The organism is Vicinamibacterales bacterium, assembly GCA_036012125.1.
Lineage (GTDB): Bacteria > Acidobacteriota > Vicinamibacteria > Vicinamibacterales > UBA823 > UBA11600.
The window spans coordinates 85,461-108,548 of record DASCOS010000009.1; the positions used below are offsets into that span (position 1 = coordinate 85,461).

Annotated in this window: 21 protein-coding genes; 8 read left to right on the top strand and 13 right to left on the bottom strand. The window is 54.8% G+C overall.

Annotation, left to right across the window (positions count from 1 at the left end; translation table 11 throughout):
- Window positions 1–10 precede the first annotated feature (10 nt).
- Both QGH09_03245 and QGH09_03250 read right to left on the bottom strand, forming a co-directional pair.
- Window positions 11–778 carry a zf-HC2 domain-containing protein gene (locus QGH09_03245; GenBank protein HJO17201.1) on the bottom strand — a complete coding sequence of 256 codons (768 nt, stop codon included), beginning with the start codon at window positions 776–778 and terminating at the stop codon, window positions 11–13.
- The gene (locus QGH09_03250) at window positions 775–1,470 is read right to left on the bottom strand and encodes a sigma-70 family RNA polymerase sigma factor (protein ID HJO17202.1); all 696 of its coding nucleotides are present in this window, start codon (window positions 1,468–1,470) and stop codon (window positions 775–777) included. The genes QGH09_03245 and QGH09_03250 overlap by 4 nt, the downstream gene beginning before the upstream one ends.
- A gap of 215 nt (window positions 1,471–1,685) precedes the next feature.
- Between QGH09_03250 and QGH09_03255 the strand changes: the two genes are divergently transcribed.
- Window positions 1,686–3,671: an ABC-F family ATP-binding cassette domain-containing protein gene (locus QGH09_03255; protein ID HJO17203.1), complete on the top strand. Its 1,986-nt coding sequence runs from the start codon at window positions 1,686–1,688 to the stop codon at window positions 3,669–3,671.
- Between the two features lie 23 nt (window positions 3,672–3,694).
- On the opposite strand, the gene QGH09_03260 is transcribed toward QGH09_03255, so the two are convergent.
- The 3 genes from QGH09_03260 to topA form a co-directional block, all read right to left on the bottom strand.
- Complete coding sequence (locus QGH09_03260; GenBank protein ID HJO17204.1) at window positions 3,695–4,669, bottom strand: tyrosine recombinase XerC; 975 nt, start codon at window positions 4,667–4,669, stop codon at window positions 3,695–3,697.
- On the bottom strand, window positions 4,641–6,032 hold the full coding sequence (gene trmFO, locus QGH09_03265; protein ID HJO17205.1) for a methylenetetrahydrofolate--tRNA-(uracil(54)-C(5))-methyltransferase (FADH(2)-oxidizing) TrmFO: 1,392 nt from the start codon (window positions 6,030–6,032) through the stop codon (window positions 4,641–4,643). The genes QGH09_03260 and trmFO overlap by 29 nt, the downstream gene beginning before the upstream one ends.
- Window positions 6,033–6,158: 126 nt before the next feature.
- A complete protein-coding gene (gene topA / locus QGH09_03270; protein ID HJO17206.1) occupies window positions 6,159–8,789 on the bottom strand; it encodes a type I DNA topoisomerase in 2,631 nt (876 codons plus the stop codon).
- Between the two features lie 337 nt (window positions 8,790–9,126).
- Between topA and QGH09_03275 the strand changes: the two genes are divergently transcribed.
- The 7 genes from QGH09_03275 (at window position 9,127) to rsfS (ending at window position 13,189) form a co-directional block, all read left to right on the top strand.
- The gene (locus tag QGH09_03275) at window positions 9,127–9,465 is read left to right on the top strand and encodes a tetratricopeptide repeat protein (GenBank protein ID HJO17207.1); all 339 of its coding nucleotides are present in this window, start codon (window positions 9,127–9,129) and stop codon (window positions 9,463–9,465) included.
- Complete coding sequence (locus QGH09_03280; GenBank protein ID HJO17208.1) at window positions 9,446–10,213, top strand: hypothetical protein; 768 nt, start codon at window positions 9,446–9,448, stop codon at window positions 10,211–10,213. Before QGH09_03275 ends, QGH09_03280 begins: the two co-directional genes overlap by 20 nt.
- Before the next feature lie 184 nt (window positions 10,214–10,397).
- Window positions 10,398–10,712, top strand: a complete 315-nt coding sequence (gene rplU / locus QGH09_03285) for a 50S ribosomal protein L21 (protein HJO17209.1) — start codon at window positions 10,398–10,400, stop codon at window positions 10,710–10,712.
- Between the two features lie 33 nt (window positions 10,713–10,745).
- On the top strand, window positions 10,746–11,006 hold the full coding sequence (gene rpmA, locus QGH09_03290) for a 50S ribosomal protein L27 (GenBank protein HJO17210.1): 261 nt from the start codon (window positions 10,746–10,748) through the stop codon (window positions 11,004–11,006).
- Window positions 11,007–11,061: 55 nt separating this feature from the next.
- Window positions 11,062–12,117, top strand: a complete 1,056-nt coding sequence (gene obgE / locus QGH09_03295) for a GTPase ObgE (GenBank protein HJO17211.1) — start codon at window positions 11,062–11,064, stop codon at window positions 12,115–12,117.
- A gap of 2 nt (window positions 12,118–12,119) precedes the next feature.
- Window positions 12,120–12,800, top strand: a complete 681-nt coding sequence (gene nadD, locus QGH09_03300) for a nicotinate-nucleotide adenylyltransferase (GenBank protein ID HJO17212.1) — start codon at window positions 12,120–12,122, stop codon at window positions 12,798–12,800.
- Window positions 12,797–13,189, top strand: a complete 393-nt coding sequence (gene rsfS, locus QGH09_03305) for a ribosome silencing factor (protein ID HJO17213.1) — start codon at window positions 12,797–12,799, stop codon at window positions 13,187–13,189. Before nadD ends, rsfS begins: the two co-directional genes overlap by 4 nt.
- A 58-nt stretch (window positions 13,190–13,247) precedes the next feature.
- Here rsfS and tmk read toward each other — a convergent pair whose 3' ends face one another.
- The 8 genes from tmk to QGH09_03345 form a co-directional block, all read right to left on the bottom strand.
- Window positions 13,248–13,874: a dTMP kinase gene (gene tmk / locus QGH09_03310; GenBank protein ID HJO17214.1), complete on the bottom strand. Its 627-nt coding sequence runs from the start codon at window positions 13,872–13,874 to the stop codon at window positions 13,248–13,250.
- Window positions 13,874–15,121: a diaminopimelate decarboxylase gene (gene lysA, locus QGH09_03315; GenBank protein ID HJO17215.1), complete on the bottom strand. Its 1,248-nt coding sequence runs from the start codon at window positions 15,119–15,121 to the stop codon at window positions 13,874–13,876. Before lysA ends, tmk begins: the two co-directional genes overlap by 1 nt.
- A gap of 192 nt (window positions 15,122–15,313) precedes the next feature.
- Window positions 15,314–16,216, bottom strand: coding sequence for a UDP-3-O-acyl-N-acetylglucosamine deacetylase (gene lpxC, locus QGH09_03320; protein HJO17216.1), 903 nt, complete (start codon window positions 16,214–16,216; stop codon window positions 15,314–15,316).
- A 93-nt stretch (window positions 16,217–16,309) separates the two neighbouring features.
- A complete protein-coding gene (gene uvrA, locus QGH09_03325) occupies window positions 16,310–19,162 on the bottom strand; it encodes an excinuclease ABC subunit UvrA (protein HJO17217.1) in 2,853 nt (950 codons plus the stop codon).
- 79 nt (window positions 19,163–19,241) lie between these two features.
- Window positions 19,242–20,213 (bottom strand): IPT/TIG domain-containing protein, encoded by a 972-nt coding sequence (locus QGH09_03330; protein HJO17218.1) that lies wholly within the window; start codon window positions 20,211–20,213, stop codon window positions 19,242–19,244.
- Between the two features lie 89 nt (window positions 20,214–20,302).
- Entirely contained in the window at window positions 20,303–20,875 is a 573-nt protein-coding gene (locus QGH09_03335; protein HJO17219.1) for an HNH endonuclease, read from the bottom strand.
- A gap of 62 nt (window positions 20,876–20,937) precedes the next feature.
- Window positions 20,938–21,840, bottom strand: coding sequence for a dihydrodipicolinate synthase family protein (locus tag QGH09_03340; protein HJO17220.1), 903 nt, complete (start codon window positions 21,838–21,840; stop codon window positions 20,938–20,940).
- 140 nt (window positions 21,841–21,980) lie between these two features.
- Window positions 21,981–22,979, bottom strand: coding sequence for a hypothetical protein (locus QGH09_03345; protein HJO17221.1), 999 nt, complete (start codon window positions 22,977–22,979; stop codon window positions 21,981–21,983).
- Window positions 22,980–23,088 lie beyond the last annotated feature (109 nt).

Consider the following 23,088-nt stretch of genomic DNA (forward strand, 5'->3'; position numbering starts at 1 on the left):
CCTCCCACAACTAGCGTCCGGACGACACCCGCACTAAATAATCCATGAGTTCGCCGTGTTGCACTACTTCAGCATCGAACAGGTGTTGATGTCGGTCCATTTGTTGATCGATACGGACCAGGTCGGCCTGCCGCTGCGCATCAGCCTCACGCAAAAGCACCGCAAAGCGCTGCGCTAATTCGCGCTGCTGTCGGCGTTCACTCTCCTCGATCAGCCGCTGAACACGAACAAGGACCGATTCCTCACTCACTTCAGAACCGATAGTCTCGCTCGTTTGGGGCAGCGCACCAGAACTGAACGTTTCAAAATCTCGCCGTAGCTCAGATTCAAGCGCGGCCAGTTCGGCGTGCCATATTGCTTCCGTACCACTCTGGGTTGGCTCAGATGAGAGAACGCCGTCAGACCACGCGGAACGCACGACTAGTCCGTCGTCTCCATATCGGATTTCGAGATTCGCGACCAAGGTGACAACCACCAAAACAAGGACAGCAGCCAACGACCAGACCGGCGCTGCCTGCCAGAGGGTCCACGGCCGGCTGCGCGGCACAGCCACCGCATCAGCCGGAACCACACGGAAGTCCGGCGCCGATTCAGGTGGTGTCCAGTCCACGAGGCGACCTCTTACACCCGTCAGCGTTTGGAGCTCGTCGCGGCATGGTGCACACACCGCGAGGTGAGCCTCAACACGTTCGCGTTCATCCAAACCACACTCGTCGTAGAGATAGCTCACCAGCAACGGCTTGTCGTTACAGATGTCGTCGTGCCGATTATCCATCATGTCACTCTCCTCATTCTCTGCCGCATCCCTGCGTCCGGGGCTCGTGACGGAAACGTCGCCACACGGTCAATCCCTCGGGACTCAAGCTCCTGTCGGAGGCGAGTGAGCCCCTGATACACCCTCGTCTTTACCGTGCTCACCGGACAACCCTGGAAATCAGCAATCTCCCGAAAGGTGAAACCCTGATATTCCTTCAAGACGATCGCTGTGCGCTGTTCATCCGGAATTGTCATCATTGCCCGGGAGATTTCACTACCCAACTCACTCCAGCCAACCTGGTCTTCAAGCGAACTACCAGCTACATCAGCCGGTGCCAGGTCAAGCACGTCGACGTCGTCCGACACCTTATTTAGCGGTGACCGTTGGGCACTACGATTCTTGTCGCGGCAAAGATTGAGCGCAATCCGGTACAGCCAAGATGAAAACTTCGCCTCTCCCTTAAAACCCTTAATACCGCGGAATGCCCGAAGAAAGGTCTCCTGGCATACATCCCGTGCGTCCTCTTCGTGTCCAATCACTCGGTAGGCCAAAGCGTAAATTGGTCTCTGCCAGCGGACCACGAGTTGGTTAAAACTATCGTGGTCACCACGAACCGAGCGGGACACCAATTCCTCGTCGGTCCAGGCCATTAGCGCACCAAACATCCTCGTAGACCCCACACTCCATTTACCGTCATAAACTGAACGGAACACATACGCGCACCCCTCCCACTCCATATATTAGACGCAAGATTGGTCTTAACGGTCGGTGATCGGACGCAAGCAGTCGACGACCAGCTCCTCAAATCGCAGCCTGGAGAATGTAAACCCATTTAAATCATAGGGTTATCTATTCTGGTAACATGATCTCCTGACCAACGAGGAGTCCCGTCAGCCCTGCGCGGTCGCACCACAGATAGCGACTAGTCATGATTCATCTTTCTGCCATCTCAAAAGGTTTCGGCGCCCGTACACTACTTCAGGAAGTCACTTGGCAATTAGGTCCTGGCGATCGGGTAGGCCTCTGCGGGCCGAACGGCGCTGGAAAGACCACTCTGCTGAAAATGATGGCTGGCTCCGAGGACCCTGACACGGGACGTGTCGTCAGGCCGAACGGGTTGACGGTCGGGTATCTTCCCCAAGATGGCCTTGTACACTCAGGCCGAACCGTTGTCGACGAAGTTAAGCGTGGTCAGCAGCAACTCCTTAACTTGAAGCGAGAAATGCGCGGCCTTGAGAACCAGCTAGGCGATGCGTCAGTACCAGCAGCTGAACACCCACGTTTACTGGAACGCTACAGTGAGGCACAGGAAGCCTTTGAGCGCCAGGATGGTTATGCACTTGATCAACGAGTTGAGACGATTCTTCGCGGATTAGGGTTCACGAAGGAAGATGGAAAACGTCAAAGCCACACGTTCTCTGGTGGGTGGCAGATGCGTATCGCCCTGGCCACCCTTCTGCTCGGACGCCCTAATTTACTTCTGCTCGATGAGCCGACGAATCATCTTGATTTGGAGGCACGCAACTGGCTCGAAACCTATCTGTCCGGGTATCCGCACGCCGTAATGCTCGTCTCACACGACCGCTTCTTTCTCGATGCTGTCGTTACCCGGATCACCGAGATTAGCCTGAAGACTCTCACTGACTATCCCGGTACTTACAGCACCTACATCGGTGAACGGGATGCTCGCCTCGCACGTCTCCGAGAAGCAAAGCGTCGACAGGAGGACGAGATCGCGCGAGTCCGCCAATTCGTGGACCGGTTTCGCTACCAAGCAACGAAGGCCGCGCAAGTACAGAGTCGTATAAAAATGCTTAGCAAAATCGTAACGATTGAAGTGCCACCCGAGCGAAAAGTCGTGCACTTTAAGTTTCCCAATTGCCGTAAGAGCGGCCGTAGCGTGATCACGTTGACGGGCGCGAGTAAGACCTATAGCAGCACTGAAGTCCTCCGTCCATTCGATTTGTTGATCGAGCGCGGTAGTCGAATCGCGCTCGTCGGGCCAAACGGGTCTGGTAAATCAACACTGATGCGGCTTCTAGCTGGGGTCGAGTCACCTGACACAGGTTCCCGAACCGAGGGCCACCAGCTCACCATGCAGTATTTTGCACAGGACGAAGCCAGCCAACTCAAGCCGACACTGACGGTTCATGACACGTTGGTCGCTGGAGCACCGCTTGACGCTGTGCCCGCGATTCGTAACATCCTCGGGGCATTTCTTTTCTCGGAGGACGACGTTTATAAGCGGGTCGGAGTTCTGTCTGGTGGCGAACGAACGCGGTTAGCGGTGGCGCGAATGCTATTGCACCCAGCTAATACATTACTCCTCGACGAACCGACGAACCATCTCGATATCGATTCCACGGATGTGCTTCTCGAAGCACTTATGGCTTTTGATGGCACCTTGATATTCGTGTCGCACGACCGCTACTTTGTGGATCGGCTAGCAACCCAGATTATCGAAGTCGGCCAGGGTGAGGCGTTAGTCTACCCAGGAACTTACGAGGAGTTTTGCTGGAATCGAACCCAACGGATCGCGATAAACAAAACGTCGACCACAAGGCCAATCAAACAATCCACACAGGAGGTCACCGGTAAGACCAAGGTTGCTGATCAGAAACGCGCACCAGCGGATGCTCGTAAACGCCGTCGGCTAGCAGCAGACGTTCGCAAACGGCAGCAGCGCGCTGTCGAAGCCCAGCACCGCCGCGTGACCGCGATTGAACAGGAAATCAATGACCGGGAAGCTGCTCTCAAGAAGCTTGAAGTAACAATGAGCCAGCCAGATTTCTACAAAGAACCAAAATCAGCGAACACCCTAGTCGCAGAACACCAAGCGCTCATGTGGGAGATCGGCGACCTCATGCATGAGTGGGAAACTCTGCAGAACACTTCGGAGAGTAAGCGCAAGTAACCTTCGACAAGCGAGACGGGTGGTTACGCCCTTGGGTGAGACTTCCTGTAGACCATCGTTCGGTGGTCGTCAGTGAGGTTCGTGTATATCTGCGTTGTGTCCAACTCCTCGTGCCCTAGCAACTCCTGAATGGCCCGCAGATTCATACCCCGCGCCAGCAAATGCGTGGCAAATGAATGGCGCAACGCATGCGGACTGATGTGCTTAAACTCTTTAGGGTCCTCACCCATCTTTACCGCCCAAGCTTTGACATAGCGACGCACGAGGCGGTCAACACTACGTGTCGATAGTCGATGGCCACGATAATTTATGAACAAAGGGTTCTCTCGAACACGCACGGGTCGCACCGCGCGACGCGATACCGGTAACAACTTCGCCTTCTTAATCACTTTTTTTCGTTCGGGATGGTCTAGGTAATCTTGAACGGCTTTCGCCGCAAATTGGTTGAACGGCACCTCTCGTTCCCGCCCGCCCTTACCTTTGACACGTACCAGGCGTTCGCTGAGGTCAAGGTGTTCAACGTCAAGCCCAACCAATTCACTCAATCGTAGACCCGACGCGTAAAACACTTCGAGGATCGCTTTGTCTCGACGATCACGCCACGACTTTGTATCAGGCATGCCCAAAAGTTGTGCCATCTCGTTCACCTCAAGATGGGCTGGAAGCTTTCTCACTAGCTTGGGACTAATGATGCTCTTGACCGGATCCTCGTCGATTTGCTCCTCTCGTTGAAGATACTGTCCAAACATCTTAATCGCGGAGAGCTTTCTGGCCTGAGATTTTCCCGATAGGCCTCGTTTATACAGTTCTGCCAAGAACTCCCGGACAGCATACCGGTCAAAGTCGCTGAGGGGTACTTGATCAGCAGACCGTCTGAGCACCTTCGCTCTAAAACAGATGAACTGATTCAGATCGCTCTCGTAAGCGCGGACGGTATGCACCGAAAGATTGCGATTCAACCGCAAATATTCAAGAAAAGCTTTGAGTTGACTGAGCATCGCATTCAAGTCCAACTTCAGACCGCCACACACCTAAATCCCGAAGTGCCCGCTCGGCGGTGGCTAGACGGCGTGCGGCCCTTCGCCGCGGCGCCTTAGCCAGTAGCGGCATGATACCGAAAGCAATATTGGTCGGCTGGTAGTCGCTAGGAACGGCGTGCGACACGTAGTATGCAAGTGCCCCCAGCGCCGTGGTCCGAGGGGCAACGAGTGGTTCCCGACGCTGCACGATAGCGGCGGCGTTTAATCCGGCCATTAGGCCAGATGCCGCACTCTCAACGTATCCCTCGACCCCTGACAACTGTCCGGCAAAGAAAAGGTCCTCACGTTGACGCGCTTGCCAAGTCTGCCGTAGAACCGTGGGCGCGTTGATATACGTATTGCGATGAATCATACCGAATCGCACGAATTCAGCCTGCTCTAGGCCGGGGATTAGACGAAGTACACGATCTTGTTCACCCCACTTCAGTTGGGTCTGAAAGCCGACGAGACTGAAGTGATCGCCAGCTAAGTTGTCCTGCCTGAGTTGCACAACAGCGTGGGGCGGAGGCCCGCCGCCGTGTGGATCGATAAGACCGACTGGCTTCATCGGCCCGAACCGCAGGGTATCACGACCGCGACTGGCTATTACCTCGATGGGAAGGCATCCCTCAAAAAATTTGGTGTGGTCAAAATCGTGAACCGTGGCTGACTCTGCGTTCGTTAAGGCCTCGAAGAAGCGGCCGTACTCGTCGGCCGTTAGTGGACAGTTCACATAATCACCGGATTGCTGATCAGAAGATGTGACGGATAAGGTTTCAACCGAGTCGCGTCCCCACCTCGATGCCCGAAATACACGCTTCCAATCAATTGTCTCGGCAAGCACAATTGGACTAATCGCATCGTAAAAGTACAGATGATCGGCACCAACGAACGCTGCGATATCGGCCGATAGGCGCTCAGACGTCAACGGACCGGTCGCGATGATTGACGGCTCCATCGGCGTAAGTCCCTTAGGAATCGCCTCAATCTCTGTCCTGTCTATTGTAATCAGCGGGTGCGCCTGCACCGCCGCAGTCACTTCATCAGCAAAGAGTTTACGGTCGACAGCTAGCGCCGTGCCTGCAGGTACCCGGGTCCGGTCCCCAGTCCGAATCACGAGGGAGCCCATCCGCCGCATTTCTTCCTTGAGAAGCCCGACAGCGTTTTCCAATTTATTACCACGGAAGGAATTACTGCACACGAGTTCAGCGAGGCGGTCGGTGGAATGAACAGCAGTTGAGCGAACCGGACGCATTTCATACAGTCTGACCTCAACACCCATTGAAGCCGCTTGCCAAGCCGCCTCGCTACCAGCCAAACCGCCGCCAATCACATGAATCATGAAACGATTTCGAATTGCAACCTATCTGCCAAATGTCTGATTCTTCTAATTGCGCGTGCAGAGTATCGGAACCTAGATCAAGCGGCGTGACCAGCCGACAGGCCAGGTCACGCCAGAGGTGTCACGCTACACAACCGCAAGTTCTTCAGACCGGATGTAGTCGCACTCATCCTTATGGCAGAGCAACTGGCGACCGTGCCGTTTAGTCACCTTCTCCGTCAGGAAGGGCGCTTGGCACTTCGGACAGGACTCCAATAGTGGTTTGTTCCAGAGTGTGAAATCACAGTCCGGGTAATTAGCACATCCGTAAAATGCCCTCCCTCGACGGGATTTTCGCTCAACGATGTCACCGCCGTCGTTCGGACACGTGACGCCGGTACTTTTCAGCTTAATGTAGCGGCACTCCGGATAGCTGGTGCATGCCGTGAATTCACCAAACCTTCCTTGCTTAATGATCAAATTTGAGTCACAGCGAGGGCATTTTTCATCAAGGATCTGGTCCGGCTTGGCTGCTGCCAAGCCTTGCTTCGTCGAAATGAGTTTTCGCGTCGTTTTGCAATCTGGATATCCAGAACAAGCCAGAAACTGGCCAAAGCGTCCCCTCTTGACGACCATATCCTTACCGCAGTTCTCACAGGTCTCATCCACTTCATCCTGCCCGGCATCGCCATTCTCGAGTTCACGGGTGTTCTGGCACTGACCTTCGACCTGCAGCAAGCCCCGAACAACCAAACGCTGCAACGTCGCCCCCGCTACGGCGTGTTTGAGAAGCACCGATTGGGCCAACCCCTTCTTGGCTTCGGCCAACGTTTCCAGTGCGAGCAACTGGCGTGGCCCAATACGGCCAAGTTTCATCGAAGAGCCGCTCCGGGCCCGTTCCGCCAAATACTTTCTCGCGACCGGCGTCAGTTGGAAATCTGGATAGCTACTGCACGCAAGGAAGAGACCAAAGCGACCGACCTTCTTAATCATCGGGGAATTGCACTTGTCACAGACCTCGTCACTTGGCAAGCCCTCGACCTTGATGTTTGGCATCGATTCGGCCGCCTGACTTAGGTCAGCACTAAATTTTCCATAGAAATTCTCGATGGTGCCGCGATAATCGGCCTTACCATCTTCAATCTTGTCCAGTGAATCTTCCAAGTCCTTCGTGTACTCGACGTCGAGGATGTCATCAAAACTCTTAGCAAGTAGTTCCGTCACTAGTTTGCCGAGACCAGTTGGCTTAAACCGCCCTTCAATTTTCGCGACGTATTCCCGCGTCTGTAACACCCCAATGATCGCCGCATACGTGCTAGGTCGACCGATGCCATTCTCTTCAAGTTCCTTCACGAGCGTTGCCTCACTGAACCGTGGCGGTGGTTGCGTAAATTTTTGCTCGGGACGGAGCTGTTTAAGTTCTAACTGTTCTCCTTGCTGCATCACCGGTAAGGCGCCAGACAGAATGTCGTCCCCAGGTTCGTTACTTTTCTGGCCATTCCCCTCAGTCGCGTTCTCCTCAGCGTTCAGATCGTGGGCGGCCATCCAGCCCTTAAATTTCAGCACTGATCCCTTTACCCGGAAGGTATAAAGACCGGCGCCGATATCAACAGTGGTGTCGTCGAATCGAGCAGGAGGCATCTGAGACGCGACAAATCGGTTCCAGATCATCCGGTATAGCGAGTACTGCTCACGTGTCAGATGCTCCTTAACCGTCTCGGGGTCATACCGCATTGAAGTTGGTCGTATCGCCTCATGAGCATCCTGAGCGCCGGTTTTCGCACGAAAGGTATTCGGTGTCTTCGGTAAGTAATCGTCACCGAATACCTGCGCGATATGGGTACGAACGTCCTCGATCGCCTGGGACGAGACACGAGTTGAATCAGTCCGCATGTAGGTAATGAGCCCGACGGACCCATCGTCAGGCAACTCGATACCTTCGTAGAGTTGCTGAGCAATCATCATCGTCCGCTTCACCGGCATTTTCGATGCCTGTTGGAGCTTGCTTGTTATGAACGGTGGGGCTGCGCTCTTCTTGCGCTCCTTTGTTGCGATCTTGTCAACGATAAATGGCTCGTTGGCAACAGCTTCGAGAACTACTTTCGATTCGCCTTCATTACCGACTTTGATCGTTTCGCCGTCCCGCTTTGTTAGTTTTGCCTCGAACTCGTGTGGCTGACCGGCTGCAAGCCTAGCGAAGATATGCCAGTATTCTTCAGGCTGGAATCGTTCGATCGCCTGCTCACGATCACAAATCAGTCGCAAAGCCACCGATTGCACCCGACCAGCGCTTAGTCCGCGGCGCACCTTGTCCCACAAGAGCGGGCTAAGCTTATAGCCAACAAGGCGGTCTAGGACACGACGGGCCTGCTGCGCATCGACCATTCTCTGATCAATGTCACCGGGGTGTTCGAGTGCTTCAAGAATTGCAGTCTTCGTAATCTCGTTGAAGGTAAGCCTGTGAATCTTACGCTTCTTCCCGGCAAGTTCACTGGCCAGGTGCCAACCGATCGCCTCGCCCTCACGATCCGGGTCTGTTGCTACATAAATATGGACAGCATTCTTAGCCGCCGCTCGTAATTCCTTGATAACCTTCTTTCGGCCAGGAATCGGTTCGTACGCCGGAATGAACCCCTCGTCAATATCTACACCCAATTTACTCTTCGGTAGATCACGAATGTGTCCCATTGAGGCGACGACCTTAAAGTCCTTGCCGAGGTACTTATTGATGGTCTTTGCTTTCGCGGGCGATTCAACCACCATTAGCGACTTAGGCATCGTTGCAACCCTCAACCTCTTCCGTCGGCCGACCACAGCGTGGTTAATGCCGAAAGACACCCCCTGAACTACGTTACCATTTTCCGTTTATACGGAAAAAACGCCCTATCTAAAGGCATTTAATGAGTGGCCTCCAGCTAGGAACGAGCACTCTCCCAAAAGGTATCGTCCAGTCACTCCAGAACCTTTGCTTAAACCGAAATAATGTCCTGAATTGGAAGGGGCTTTCCAGAACAGAATGCCAGCGGGACAGCTTCTATTACGGAACAAGTGAAACTACTTGCACCGCTTAAGTGTCCCTGACTATAGTTGAACCTTAGAGATTCTTGTGGTCGAAATGAATTTGCGTATCGCTCTCCTGTTGACCCTAGCTACCATGTCAACGGCCGTCTCAGCCGATGACCGCTCTGATGCGAAACGTCAGGTGGAGTTTGGCATCGAAGTCGCCGAACGCGGCTTGTGGCGTGAAGCTACATATCGGTGGAACCGAGCTGTGGAGATTGATCCCACCTATGCAGCCGCCTGGAACAACCTTGCCATCGCCTACGAACATGCGGGCAAATTCGATGATGCTCGTAAAGCATACGAGCAAGCTGGCAAACTCGACCCTGACAATCTGACCATACAGCAGAATTTTGACCTATTCAAAGAGCTCAATGAGCGTACGACTCGCTAGCAGCGCAGTGGCTCTCGCTTTACTAACGGCATGCAGTAGCGCAGGTTCGCTTCACGAAGTGGCGATCGAAACGCCTCTCCAACCAAAGCTCGACGTCTCGTCCTTCAGTCACATTCTCATCGCCGGATTTATTGTCGGCGGTAGTGACGAAGTCGATGCCAACCGTGAGACTGCGCGTCTGTTACGTAGTCAACTCAGAAATCGATCAGATCTTCGGGTGGTTGAGGCCGATGTACTGTCACTAACCGAAATGGCTCTCCGAAAAGAGGTCGGCGAGGGCTTTAATGATGCCGTTCCGCTCGCCGAACCAAATACGATCGCTGAGGAACAGGAGTTGGAGGAATACGAGCGGGTCTTTGCTGACCTCGGCTTCTGGCAAGAACTTGGTGCCAGTCACCAGCAACCGCTGATCGTGACAGGCACGGTGTTGTTCACACCACATGCGCGCGCCGGCTTTGTTACGCAGGAGCAGGAATCCTATGATTCGTTCGGGCGACGACGTGTCGTTCCAATTCGTGCCTACCGAGAGCGTACTGGCTACGTTCTTAGCCCGAAATTCGTCTTCATTGATGGACGGACAGGCGCCACTTTGTACACTGAGTCACACCGAGAAGAGATCCTGTACGAGGCCGAGCAGAACACACCGGCACTTTCCTCATATTTTGAGTTAATGGACCGACTACTCCCAACCTTCCTGAGCGCACTAAGTACGCAGACCATTCGCGGCACACGTATACTACTAAGGTAGCCTTGGCCTGATCTTGGCGTTTCCCTCACAAGCTCTTATTTTGCAGAGACATCTAACGGAGTGATACTCTAGGGTGCTGGCGGTGCCCATCCTAGCTTCCCAGTGGTAGCCCGTCGGTTCACACTTAGGCTATTTGGGGTCCTTGGATTGGCATGGCTCGAATATGAATTAAGGAGCGTTGGCGGTGTATGCAATCATTCAAAGCGGTGGGCGGCAGGTTCGGGTGAGCCCGGGCACGCTGGTCACGATCGACCGAGTCCCTAAGGCAGCTGGACAGGAAATCAGTTTCGACCGAGTACTGCTGATCGGCAAGGACGGCGGAGAGATTGTTACTGGTTCGCCTTATGTGACGGAGGCGTCAGTTGTGGGTGTTGTCGATGCTGTGGTCCGTGGACCGAAAATTAGAGTTTTTCAGAAGAAGCGTCGCAAGGGGATGCGACGGACTTTAGGGCACCGGAGTGTACTAACGCGTGTCCGGGTTAAAGACATTCGCGCATAGACATAAAGCCATATTTCCCCTAGGTACGAAGCGATGGCACATAAAAAGGGACAAGGCAGTTCAAGGAACGGACGAGACAGTAATGCCCAGCGGCTGGGTGTCAAGAAATACGACGGCAATCTAGTCCCTGGTGGAGCTATTCTAATCCGGCAACGCGGGCGACGTTTTCGACCAGGCCTCAACGTTGGATTGGGTAAAGACGATACGCTCTTTGCAAAGACTTCTGGCCGAGTGCGCTTTGAGGACCACGGAGCTCGTGGCCGAGTCATTAGCGTGCTTCCCCTCGAAACCTGAATCTCGAGTCATCTTACCGCGCTTCAATAATGTTTTGGGCGCTGCAACCGCTCCCATGTTCGTCGACGAAGTCGACATCCACGTCACCGCCGGCCACGGCGGTCGAGGCTGCCTGAGTTTTCGCCGAGAGAAGTTCGTCCCTCGAGGAGGTCCTGACGGCGGCGATGGTGGCTGTGGAGGCTCCATTCACATCATCGCCAGTCCCCATCACAACACACTGGTTCACTACCGATTTCATCCTGAGTTTCGTGCGCGGCGCGGCGCACATGGTGAGGGTGCGAATCGAAGTGGACGTAACGGCGGCGACCTCGAACTCGAAGTGCCAGTGGGCACCATCGTCTATGAAATGGCCGAAGATGGACCCATCGAATTGGCCGATCTGACCGATGTTGGTCAGCAGTTGCTCGCTGCTAAAGGTGGGTTGGGCGGCCGCGGCAACGCCAGATTTGCAACTTCGACCAACCAAGCGCCCCGTCATGCGGAACCTGGACTCGAAGGTGAAGACCGGCAACTACGGCTGAGGCTAAAGCTGCTAGCCGACGTAGGAATCGTCGGGTTCCCGAACGTGGGAAAATCGACTCTCATCGCACACATCTCAGCCGCACGACCAAAGATTGCAGACTATCCCTTCACCACACTGTCTCCTAATCTTGGTGTCGTGGGCCTGTCAGATAACCGCAGTTTTGTTGTCGCGGACATACCAGGTCTTATTGAAGGCGCCCACAGTGGCTATGGCCTAGGACATCGGTTTCTCAGTCATCTTGAGCGCACCAAGGTTCTGGTACACATCATCGACGTATCATCGGCGTCGGGTCGCGACCCGCTTAACGACTACGATGCGATCCGTCGTGAACTAGCCCTCTACTCCACCGATCCAAATGACGAAGTCAGGCCGCTTGACCAGCGACCTCAGGTAGTCGCCGCGAACAAGATTGATGCATTAGACGAACCGTCAAGGCTCGATCGTCTTAGTGCAGTGCTTCGCGAGCAGGAAGTGCCCGTTTATCCAATTTCCGCCGTCACCGGTGAGGGACTGCAACCGCTGCTTGAGGCCCTCTGGCAAACTGTGTCGGGAACCGCTCAATCGGTCCCGCCGGCAACACAAAAATGAATATGTTCGAGCGAACCGGCTTGCTCGGCGGAACATTCGACCCTGCACATAATGGACACGTCTCCATCGCTGAAACCGCTAAGCGGGTGTTCAAACTTGACCGTGTGCTCCTAATCCCGACCCGAGTACCGCCACATCGATTATCGGCACCAATGGCGTCGCCTTCGGACCGGTTAGCGATGGTGGAACTGGCAGTCCAGGGGCACCAAGGTTTGGCCGCTTCTGACCTAGAACTACAGGGTCCAGTGCCTACATACACCACAGAAACGCTACAGCGCTTGATTGATGGGGGCCAATCAAGATTGCGATTGTTCTTCATCACTGGCGCTGATGCTTTTGCAGACATCACCAACTGGCAGGGCTATCCAGAGTTACTCGATCAGTCGCACTTCGTCGTTCTATCACGACCTGGCCACGACTTGAGCACACTCCGGCACAGTCTTCCAGAAATAGCACACAGATTTCACGAGGTAAGCCTTGAGGACTTGGGCCCTTTCCCCGATAAGGGACGGACAGCGATTTTTTCGATTGAGGCCAACGCACCAGACATCGCATCCAGTCTGATCCGCCGCCGCTTGTCCGTCGGGGCATCAATAGATGACCTCGTACCGAGAGGCATCGCAGAGTATATCCACGCGCACCGCCTTTATGGACCGTCACCAAGCGGCAGGCACTTTCAATGAGTGATACACAAAGACAGGAGGGTGAGCTTCCTGGGTTACCCAAGGCTATTAGAGCGAGTGTCCTTGCGGCACAGAAAAAGAAAGCCTCTGACGTTGTCGTGTTGGATTTAAGAACTGCCTTTGCTTTTACCGATTTTTTCGTTATTTGCTCAGGCCTTCACCCCCGTCAAGTAAAAGCCATCGCCGAAGGCATCGAAGATCAACTCCGACAGAGCGGCTCAAAGCCTGCGGTCATTGAAGGAACTGAACATTCCGAATGGATATTGCTGGATTTCTTCGACTTCGTAGTCCACGTGTTCACTCCAGACGTTCGAAAATTTTACGGCCTAGAGCAACTCTGGGGTGATGCCGAACGACTTGAGGTGGACTATTCAGAAATGGCTGAATGATTGCCAGAGGTGTTGCGACAGCCGACCCAGACCGAAGATACGAAGCAGATGAAGGTGATTACGGCGGTGGAAATCGTGCAGTGGCGGCCACAATGACCGCCTCCGAAACCTCAGCCTTCGACCGCTCCCCGTCAATTGTGACCCAACATTCGTCACTCGCTAGCCTCAAGTAATTCTCTCGTACCCGCGTCAGCATCTCTAGATCTCGCTCGTAGTGATCGCGGTCTTGGACCTTCCGACGAGCTGCCGTGTCAGCTGAAATGTCAAGCAGAACTGTGAGGTCTGGCTTTGGCAGATGCCGCTGCATGTCCGTTAACCACACTGGGTCCAGGTGCTGCGCTTCACCATAGGCGATACTGGAAGCCAAATAGCGGTCGCAGATTACCATGAGGCCACCAGCCAACCAGCGATTTAGATCGGCGCGACGTTCAAATCGATTCGCAACATACAACAACTGCATCACTTCGGGCGCATATTCGCGCTCACCCTGCAATGCGCGTGCGATTTCTTCGCCGATTGTGGTGCCGTAATCTGGAAAGGATTCGACGCGAGCCTTATGACCCTGCTCCCTTAGGTGATCACGAAGGTGCTTGGCCTGGGTCTCTTTCCCGCTTTGATCTAGCCCCTCGAATGCAATAAGAAGTCCCGCCATCTGATCAATCGTGTCGGCCACTAAGAGAGGCACTACACCTCTTGAGCCAACATTGCCTCCACAGTTTGACGCCGTCGAATAAGGGTCCACGCCCCGTCCTCAACCAAGACCTCAGCCGGCATCGGACGACGATTATAATTCGAGGACATAGCAGCACAATAGGCTCCGGTGTCAAGAATTGCCACGAGATCATCAACCTGCATTGGTGGTAATTTGTAATCAGTACCAAACGAATCGCTACTCTCGCAGACAGGGCCGACAACATCAACAGCGTAATCCACTCCGACTCGAGACTTGACCGAAATTACGCGGTGGCGAGCACCATAGAGCGCGGGACGCAGACACTCGGTCATTCCCGCATCTAAAACAACAAAGGTCCTGCCATCAGGGTGTGACTTTACGTCAATGACGCGTGAGACGAGTGCTCCCGCTGGCCCAACGATGAACCTTCCTGGCTCAAGCACGAGCGTTAGTCCTGAACCGCTCACTTCCTTAAGTAAAGCTTCTGCATATTCGGTGAGGTCGAGACCAGGAGTGTCGTCGTAAGATATGCCAACCCCTCCTCCTACATCCACGTACTCAAGTGGCAGACCCTCAGCCATAAGGGATTGCGCTAGGTCAACAGCCGTGGCAGCCGCACAGCGGAGTGGTGCGACCTTAACGATTTGGGAACCAATATGTACATGGATACCTATGATCCTGAGCCCGGGCCGTGTCGCCATCTCACGGCAAATCGCTGGTGCTTCACTCAACGCAACACCGAACTTATCTCGACTGGCGCCAGTGGAAATGTGTGGGTGGCTCATCGATTCAATATCGGGGTTTACGCGTAGCGCCACGTTAGCCCTTTGGCCGTGTGCGGTAGCGATCGCATCAATCCGTTCCAACTCTCCTACCGACTCCGCATTAATTGCTTTGAGGTCCAGAGACACCGCTTTGGCTAGGTCGTCGGTCCGTTTTCCAACACCAGTAAAGACGATCTGATTCGGGGTGAAACCCGCGTGCAAGGCCACATCGATCTCGCCTGAAGAATTCGCATCTGCAGCGGAACCCAGAGAATGCAATAGACGCAGTATTCCCAGAGTTGAGTTCGCCTTTAGCGCATAGTGGACAGCGTGAGGATGTTTCTGAAATGCGGCATCGAACATCGAAAACTGACGGCAGATGACATGAGCCGCGTAGACGTAGACTGGCGTGCCTTCCATTTGAGCTATTCGCGCAAGTGGCACGGCCTGACACGCGAGCCCATCGGGTGAATTATCAAATGCTTCGTCAGACACGTTCTCTACACTAAGGGGATGGGCAATTGAGGTTTCATCGCGCGTGCCGAATAGCGTCAGGGCTCGCTAACATTGTAGATCGGGAGAAATTCTCCGCCAGTGATCGACCAATTCGGAGCGCACAGCCCAGTAGGCGGGAATTGAAGCCGCTTTTCGCTACTCGAACTAAACCACTGTGAAGAAAGTACTTGGTCAGGTCGTAGATTTGACGGGCACAAGAGCTGCGGCACCTGTTGCTGCATCGACCGTAGACTCTACTACCTCCCAAGCCTCATCATTCTCAAGGACCATTGATGCAAACGCGGTGTGCAGGGCATGACCGCCGCGGTTTACCACGAGGTGTCCAATCAGCGGGTACCCTATCAACGCAAGGTCCCCAATCGCATCAAGGATTTTATGACGTACAAACTCGTCTTCAAAACGTAGCGAACGATTCAACACACCAGACTCGCTGAGCACAATCGCGTTGTCGAGTGAACCTCCGAGCGCTAGTCCTTGCCGCCGCAGCCTTTCAACTTCCTTGAGAAAGCCGAACGTTCGCGCGGGCGCGATCTGGTCGACAAAACTCTCCTCATTCAACTGGATTTCCCGCGACTGGTGCTCGAGTAACGGATGGTCGAAGCTGATGCTATAGGTAATCTTAAAATGCTCTGACGGATACAGTGCAATTTGTTTATCGCCCATCGATAAAGAAATGGGGCGTGTGACTTTCAAAAAGCGCCGTGCCTTCGCCTGACGCCTAGTCCCAGCCTCCTGGATCAGATAGACAAACGGTGCCGCGCTCCCATCCATAATCGGCACTTCTCGCTGATTCAACTCGATAATAACGTTATCCACTCCCATGCTAATTAGTGCCGCAAGGAGGTGTTCGACCGTCTCTACCGACGCAGAATCCACTCCTAGACCTGTCGCATAGTGGATACCAGAAACATTTTCGACCATTGCAGGTATCTCATGGCCACCAAGGTCAGCGCGACGGAACCGAATACCCGAGTCAGGCGACCCAGCCTTCAGAGAAAGAGAAACCTTCTGGCCAGAGTGAAGCCCAATCCCAGCGCAAGTGACGGAGCGACGCAGAGTCTGCTGAAAGCGCATCTAAATCGTTTCCAAAGGAACAACCATGAGCGAAACAACAGCCTTACAGGACAACCCCACGCAAAGCTACCCAGACCGGGCACTTTATCACACTCATTCCATGCTGCGACCATTAATAAATCGTCTCAAATAACTAGCTGTAAAGGACTTCGCTTCAGCAGCAACGTCCTCTGGAGTGCCCTCTGCAACGATCTGTCCTCCAGCCTCTCCTCCTTCGGGCCCGAGATCAATGATGTGATCGGCAGACTTAATCACATCAAGGTTGTGCTCAATAACCACTACAGTGTTCCCCTGGTCAACGAGTTGGTTTAGCACGTCCAATAGCTTGCGTGTGTCCTCAAAATGAAGTCCAGTCGTCGGTTCGTCCAAAATGTATAGGGTGCGGCTGGTCCCGCGGCGCGAGAGTTCCTTAGCCAGCTTGACCCGCTGCGCTTCACCGCCGCTCAGCGTTGTCGCCGACTGACCGAGCTTGATGTAGCCAAGACCAACGGCGCGGAGGGTCTGCAGTTTGGTCGCAATAGGTGGAAAATTTTCGAGCAATGGCGTCGCTTGATCGACGGTCAGGTCTAAGATTTCGGCAATCGATTTCCCTCGATACCTAATTTCGAGCGTTTCGCGGTTGTATCGCCTTCCTTTGCATTGCTCACACGTCACGTACACATTCGGCAGAAAGTGCATTTCAATAGAAGTCACGCCATCCCCCTGGCACGCTTCGCACCGTCCACCTTTAACATTAAATGAGAAACGGCCAGGACGAAATCCACGTGCCCTGGCCTCGGGCAACATTGCAAACAGCTCTCTTATGAAGGTGAACAGGCCGGTATAAGTTGCCGGATTCGAACGTGGTGTACGGCCGATCGGTAGCTGATCTATTTGTATAACCTTATCCACTAGTTCGGCATTGTCGATGCCGTCGTGTGGACCAGGTTCGTCCGAGGCGCGATAGAGCACCTTGGCTAGTGCACGATAAAGAATGTCGTTGACCAGCGTCGATTTTCCAGAACCGCTTACGCCAGTGATCGCAGTGAACACACCTAGCGGAATGGTCACGTTGATCTTTCGCAAATTATTACAACGTGCCCCACGAATCTTGATCGTCCCACGTTGCCATGGTCGACGTGTGGGAGGCACTGGAATCGCGCGTTCCCCTCGCAAGTAACTGCCAGTAAGTGAACCGCTATCTCCACGGGTCAGCAATTCTGAGGCTGGACCTTGAAAGATAACCTGACCACCGTGCTCCCCCGCCCCTGGGCCCAGGTCGATCACATAGTCAGCTGCTCTGATAGTCTCTTCGTCATGCTCGACTACAACGACCGTGTTCCCTAAATCACGCAGACGCGCCAATGTAGTCAACAAACGTTGATTGTCACGCTGATGAAGACCAACTGACGGTTCATCGAGCACATAAAGTACCCCGGTGAGGTTTGCACCAATCTGCGTTGCTAACCGGATCCGTTGACCTTCCCCTCCTGACAGCGTCGCCGCGCTCCGCCCCAGAGTCAAATACCCAACCCCGACGTCATTCAAAAAGCGCAGGCGGTCACGGATCTCCCCTACAACGCGACCTGCAATTTGAACCTCCCGTTCAGTAAGCTCCATCGCCTCAAAACGTAGGAGCGCGTCACTAACTGGCTGTCGGACATACTCCGAAATCGTTGCGCCTTTAACAGTCACAGCGCAACTCTGCGGCCTCAAACGCTCTCCTGCGCACGAAGCGCACGGTCCGGAAGCGCGATATGGCTCCAAGATTTCCTTGTCGGCCCATCGACCCTCCAAGTAGCGCCGACGCATGTTCGGTACTACACCCTCGAAACCCGCCTTCGCTTGAGTCGTCCTACGGGACTTGGTCCGGCGCCCTGGGCTGCCGTTTTTAGGGCCCGAACTCTTTACCCCAAACAAAACGACCTGGCGCATCTTTCGCGACAGTTTACCGAACGGCACATCCAAAGGAATTTCATAACGACGATGTAGATCATTGAGAGCTGCTTTGACAGACTTCTCATCGCCGTGCGCCCATGGAGCAATCGCGCCGTCACTAAGCGTCTTCTCGGGATCGGGGATGATCCGAGACGGATCAAAGTCATGGACAAGACCGAGCCCTTGGCAATCGGGACAGGCTCCTTGCGGCGAGTTAAAGGAAAACGCACGCGGCGTCATCTCCGGCATGCTAATCCCACAGTGGGGACAAGCAAGCCGCCGTGAAAACAGCCGGTCGCCACCACTGTGAGTGTTGATGATAACGGTGTCGTCAGCAAGCTCAAGCGCGGTTTCAATCGATTGACCCAGCCGGCGTATCACGTCAGGGTCAGGATTGACGACCAGACGATCGACCACGACCTCGACCGTGTGATTCCGGTATCGGTCGATCTTGAACTGGTCTTCCAGAGCATACATTTCACCGTCAATACGGACCCGGGTGAAACCCTTCGCCGCCAAAGCGGCCAACTCTTTCTTGAACTCACCTTTCCTGCCACGAACGACCTGGGCGAGCACGTTCACCCGCTCACCAGATGGGTCGAGCATCACTAAGTCGATGATGCGCTCGACAGTCTGTGAGGTGATCTCCCGTCCGCACTCTGCACAATGGGGAACACCGATATTGGCGAAGAGCAATCTGAGGTAGTCGTAAATCTCTGTCACGGTGCCAACGGTAGAACGGGGATTTGCACCGGTTGTCTTTTGTTCAATAGAAATTGAGGGAGACAGGCCCTCAATCAAATCAACATCCGGCTTCTCCATCTGCTCCAAAAACTGGCGCGCATAAGCCGATAAGGACTCCACGTAACGGCGCTGGCCCTCCGCATACACGGTATCGAACGCGAGGGAGGATTTACCCGAACCGGACAAGCCGGTAATGACCACCAGTCGATTTCTCGGGATATCGACCTCGATGTTTCGGAGATTATGAACGCGCGCGCCGCGGACCTTGATGTGGCTGTGTGTCATGCCGTACAGCAGCGGGTTTTTGACGATCCTGAACCCGTCATGCTATCACGACCGTCATCAAAAAATCAGTGCTGGGCGGCTATCGACCTTCACCTGGCGAGAGGCGGTAGGCGGTATCGTTTGATGTCACGACAACCTCACCGGCGGCACCAAACGCAACACCGACGAGGGCTTCCGCGGCAAGAGTGAGCTGCATGGATCCCCGATCGGTAAGGGCGTAGAGGCCTGCGGCACCAGCCAAGGCTTCAACGACGTGAAGCTTACCGTCAGCGTCGAAGGCCAGGCCCTGTGGGCGACCAAAGCCCGCGTGTACTACGTCGACTTTACCGCTGGCATCGATGCGGTAAAGCGAATCTGATGTCGATAATGTTGGCGCAGTCACATACAACGTGCCGCCAGGCCCTACCGCTAGATGGAAAGCAGCGATACTTGATGGCAGTGATGCGAGGACGCTCGTCTGTCCCGAAGCCTCGACGCGAAAGATTTGACCAGATCGATCGCCAACAAAAAGTGTGCCTGCCTCATCAAATACGATCCCACTCGTAGACCCTAATTTGGAGACCACGACATCGACTTCCCCCTTCGGAGTGACCTTATAGACCTTACCTTCAAACCGACTACTGACATACAAATCTCCCGACGGTGCGAAAGCCATCGACGTCGGATTGGGCACCTTCGAGGCGAACGGTTCTCGGCTCCCGTCGGATTTGATCCGGAAAATACCAATCGGCGCCTGCTCTCCTCTGGTACCGCTATAGGTCACATAGAGGTTTCCAGCCAGGTCGAAGACGGGGCTGTCCACCTGGTGCAGTCCTTCGGCGATGGGTGCGCCCACCTCGACGAATACCGCACCTGGCTCCATCGTCCCAACCTGGACCGAAGCGGAACCCTCCTCAACACCGTCTGGGATAACCACATCTAGCGCTCGCGGCGATGCAAATACAACACGGCACGGTCGGCCACCGATCCGTACCTCGGGCAAAGGGTTGAGGTCGAACCCTTGGCCCTCGACGGTAATTCGGCCGCCGGCAACTGCCCAAGTCGGCCGCACGCCGGATACATGGTGGGAAGGCAAAGCGCAAGACATAGTGACGTCAGAGAGAAGCGCGTAAGTGGTAAACGAACGCGCTGTGTACCCCGTTACGATTCGTCGAGCTCGACATTCCAGTAGAGGTAATCCCGCCAACTATCTGGAGTCTCACGTAACCCAACCGTTACACGAACCACGGGGGCGCGTTTAGGCCGTCGCGGTCTGCGAATCAAGCGCATACGGGCCTCCGCCGGTGTGCGACCGCCTTTCTTACGATTGCACGTGATGCAGCACGTGACGATGTTTTCCCAATCCTTCCGGCCGCCCTGGGCGACCGGCACAACATGGTCGAAGGTCAAATCCGTCGTCGGCGAAGCATCCCCACAATACTGACAAGTGTGATTGTCACGCGCGTAAATGTTCGCCCGAGAGAACGGCACGGAATTGAACCGCTTCTTGATCCTGATATAGCTGAGTAACCGGATGACTGATGGCAGCTTAAAACTAATCGAGACCGACCGAATCTCCCGGTCGTACTCAGAAATGACCTCAACCTTACCCTGGCACAAAAGCGTGATCGCCTTCTGCCAGTGCACCACCTTGAGTGGCTCGTATGTAGCGTTCAAAAGGAGCGTCTGCTCCATAGCAATTTCATTCTGCCCTGTTGCATTGAACAGTGTCAAGGCGCCAATTCATCGTAAGACACTGTCAAACATACGCTTAACACGGTCCAGCGTATTGGTCATCACACCGACTGACTCACTCCTGAGGACGCTTCGAGCACTGTCAGCGCTGTCCGGATCTCCTGAACGATTTCATCCGTACACCGGCGCAACGGAAAGCGTGGGTCGCCCCCTCCCACACCAATCAGGTCCATAGCCGCCTTTAGTCCCGGAACACCGAATCGTGAGGTCACCATCTCGGCAAGCGGGATTAGTTGCTGTTGAAGCGTCAGGGCTTCATGAGAGTGATTCTCAAGGGTAAGCTGATGTAGTCGAGCACAGAGCGAAGGCTGCACACAGGCGAGAGCAAGTATTCCACCCACCGCACCAACGCTCAGACTCGCATAGTAGGTCTGGGCCGACCCTACGACGACTTGAAATTCGGGTCCCGTGGCACTCACAAGCTGACTCACCTGCAACACGTTGCCACTCGACTCCTTAATCCCCGGAATGTTTGGGTGTTCGGCCAGCCTCGCGACTGTCTCGGCCGCCAGACTCACCCCGGTCACCTGCGGAATGTTATAGAGGAGAACCGGCACAAGGGACGCATCGGCGACAGCCAAGAAATGGTCGACCAGCGTCTCGGGCGTCATTAGTGATTGAAAGAATGACGGGGTCCGAACGAGCACAGCGTCCACACCCAAGGCCCCAGCGCGCCGTGTCGCCGAGATTGTGGCTCGGGTAGATTCTCGTGCCGTGCCGACCACAAGCGTTCGGTCGGCTGGCACCACCTCGCGTGTTTTGGCGATAAGGAGGTCCGCTTCGTCGTCATCAACGTGTGCTGCTTCACCGTTAGTGCCGAGGACCACAATCCCACATAGCTCGGTGCCCAGCCAAAACCTCAGGTTACGCACCAGAACATCGAGGTCAATCGCCTCATCGCGAAACGGTGTCGGAATCGGTGCGAGCACGCCTCGAAGTTTCATAACACCCTCAACAAAATGAACCCTCGCCTAGGAGCCACGAGTCGAATGTAGAGACGGACACGGCCAGTGTCAACTGGAGACAAGAAATGCCATCGCCCGACATCCATATGTCGTTTAGCCGACGCAACCGGATTACCACCTCAACTCGATACATACGAAGGGATCGGCAGGTCCCGCATCGTCTGCAGCCCAGCCGGTGCGGCCAATACCTTCGGGATTGAGTTCACCACAATCGACGCGGTAGCAACATCGCCGTGCACGCCCCCTGCCAATTTCATCGCGAGGCGAGGGGACCCGGTGATGCGCACGGCATCATACGATTCTGGAGCCCCCAGATACGCCTCCATATGCAATTTAATGACCGCCTTACCAGCGCGATATCCGATACCGTCCTGCACAAGGCCGCACACCTCACCAGCCTTCACCGTAAGAAACCGACTCGCCACACGCTTAGTGGCAATCTTGGGCTTGATGCGATCAGCGATCCGGTCGAGCTTCCATCCCAGGGCATCAGCAATCATCGAAACGGATTCCGCCAGGCCCACGTGACGAACGGTACCCTCCTTCACCCTGTTCCGAAACTGCGTTCTCGTGAGTCCGGACCCGATCTTTTTCTGGAACGGTAGACGTCGCGTACTCGCGTTCTGGATTCGGTCTACTTCGACCCGGTCAACGCGCTCGCACACACCAGTCAGCGTGATCGGTAAGGCATCCATCGTGAAACCGGGATTCACGCCGGTCCCAAGCACGGCGGCCTTCGCCTGTTTGGCGAGACGGTCAATTTTCCGTGCCCACCGCGCATTCGATGACACTGGGTAAGACAATTCCTCGGTCGTCGAGACAATCGGCACCCGAGCCCGGAGAATCGTTTCGATTTGCGCGGTCACCACACGGAGCGAGGAACTCGTGCACAGCACAACCACATCCGGCTTGCTACGCCGCAGCGCGGTTAGCGCATCCGACGAGACCTTCGCACCGAGTCGACGCTTCAGCCCCGCAACGATACCGACGTCACGACCCACCTTCTCCGGGTCAATGTCAACCGCGCCCACCACCTTGAATCCTCGCCGCGTCGCCACCTGGCGTGCCACCGCAGCCCCGATCGGTCCAAGACCAAAATGCATTACCCGAATTGCCATGTCCTTGCCTCCGTCTCCGCGAGCGCTTGTTTCTCGTAACGCCGCCGCATAACCAATCCACGATTATACTCGGGTCGTTGGCAGGCACTCGCGGGAACACAGCACCCTG

What these genes read in the sequence shown, in the direction of transcription:
- QGH09_03245 (HJO17201.1), bottom strand. Translation starts at nt 778, where the DNA reads ATGATGGATAATCGGCACGACGACATCTGTAACGACAAGCCGTTGCTG.
- QGH09_03255 (HJO17203.1), top strand. Translation starts at nt 1,686, where the DNA reads ATGATTCATCTTTCTGCCATCTCAAAAGGTTTCGGCGCCCGTACACTA.
- QGH09_03260 (HJO17204.1), bottom strand. Translation starts at nt 4,669, where the DNA reads ATGCTCAGTCAACTCAAAGCTTTTCTTGAATATTTGCGGTTGAATCGC.
- trmFO (HJO17205.1), bottom strand. Translation starts at nt 6,032, where the DNA reads ATGATTCATGTGATTGGCGGCGGTTTGGCTGGTAGCGAGGCGGCTTGG.
- topA (HJO17206.1), bottom strand. Translation starts at nt 8,789, where the DNA reads ATGCCTAAGTCGCTAATGGTGGTTGAATCGCCCGCGAAAGCAAAGACC.
- QGH09_03275 (HJO17207.1), top strand. Translation starts at nt 9,127, where the DNA reads ATGAATTTGCGTATCGCTCTCCTGTTGACCCTAGCTACCATGTCAACG.
- QGH09_03280 (HJO17208.1), top strand. Translation starts at nt 9,446, where the DNA reads ATGAGCGTACGACTCGCTAGCAGCGCAGTGGCTCTCGCTTTACTAACG.
- rpmA (HJO17210.1), top strand. Translation starts at nt 10,746, where the DNA reads ATGGCACATAAAAAGGGACAAGGCAGTTCAAGGAACGGACGAGACAGT.
- obgE (HJO17211.1), top strand. Translation starts at nt 11,062, where the DNA reads ATGTTCGTCGACGAAGTCGACATCCACGTCACCGCCGGCCACGGCGGT.
- nadD (HJO17212.1), top strand. Translation starts at nt 12,120, where the DNA reads ATGTTCGAGCGAACCGGCTTGCTCGGCGGAACATTCGACCCTGCACAT.
- rsfS (HJO17213.1), top strand. Translation starts at nt 12,797, where the DNA reads ATGAGTGATACACAAAGACAGGAGGGTGAGCTTCCTGGGTTACCCAAG.
- lpxC (HJO17216.1), bottom strand. Translation starts at nt 16,216, where the DNA reads ATGCGCTTTCAGCAGACTCTGCGTCGCTCCGTCACTTGCGCTGGGATT.
- uvrA (HJO17217.1), bottom strand. Translation starts at nt 19,162, where the DNA reads ATGACACACAGCCACATCAAGGTCCGCGGCGCGCGCGTTCATAATCTC.
- QGH09_03340 (HJO17220.1), bottom strand. Translation starts at nt 21,840, where the DNA reads ATGAAACTTCGAGGCGTGCTCGCACCGATTCCGACACCGTTTCGCGAT.
- QGH09_03345 (HJO17221.1), bottom strand. Translation starts at nt 22,979, where the DNA reads ATGGCAATTCGGGTAATGCATTTTGGTCTTGGACCGATCGGGGCTGCG.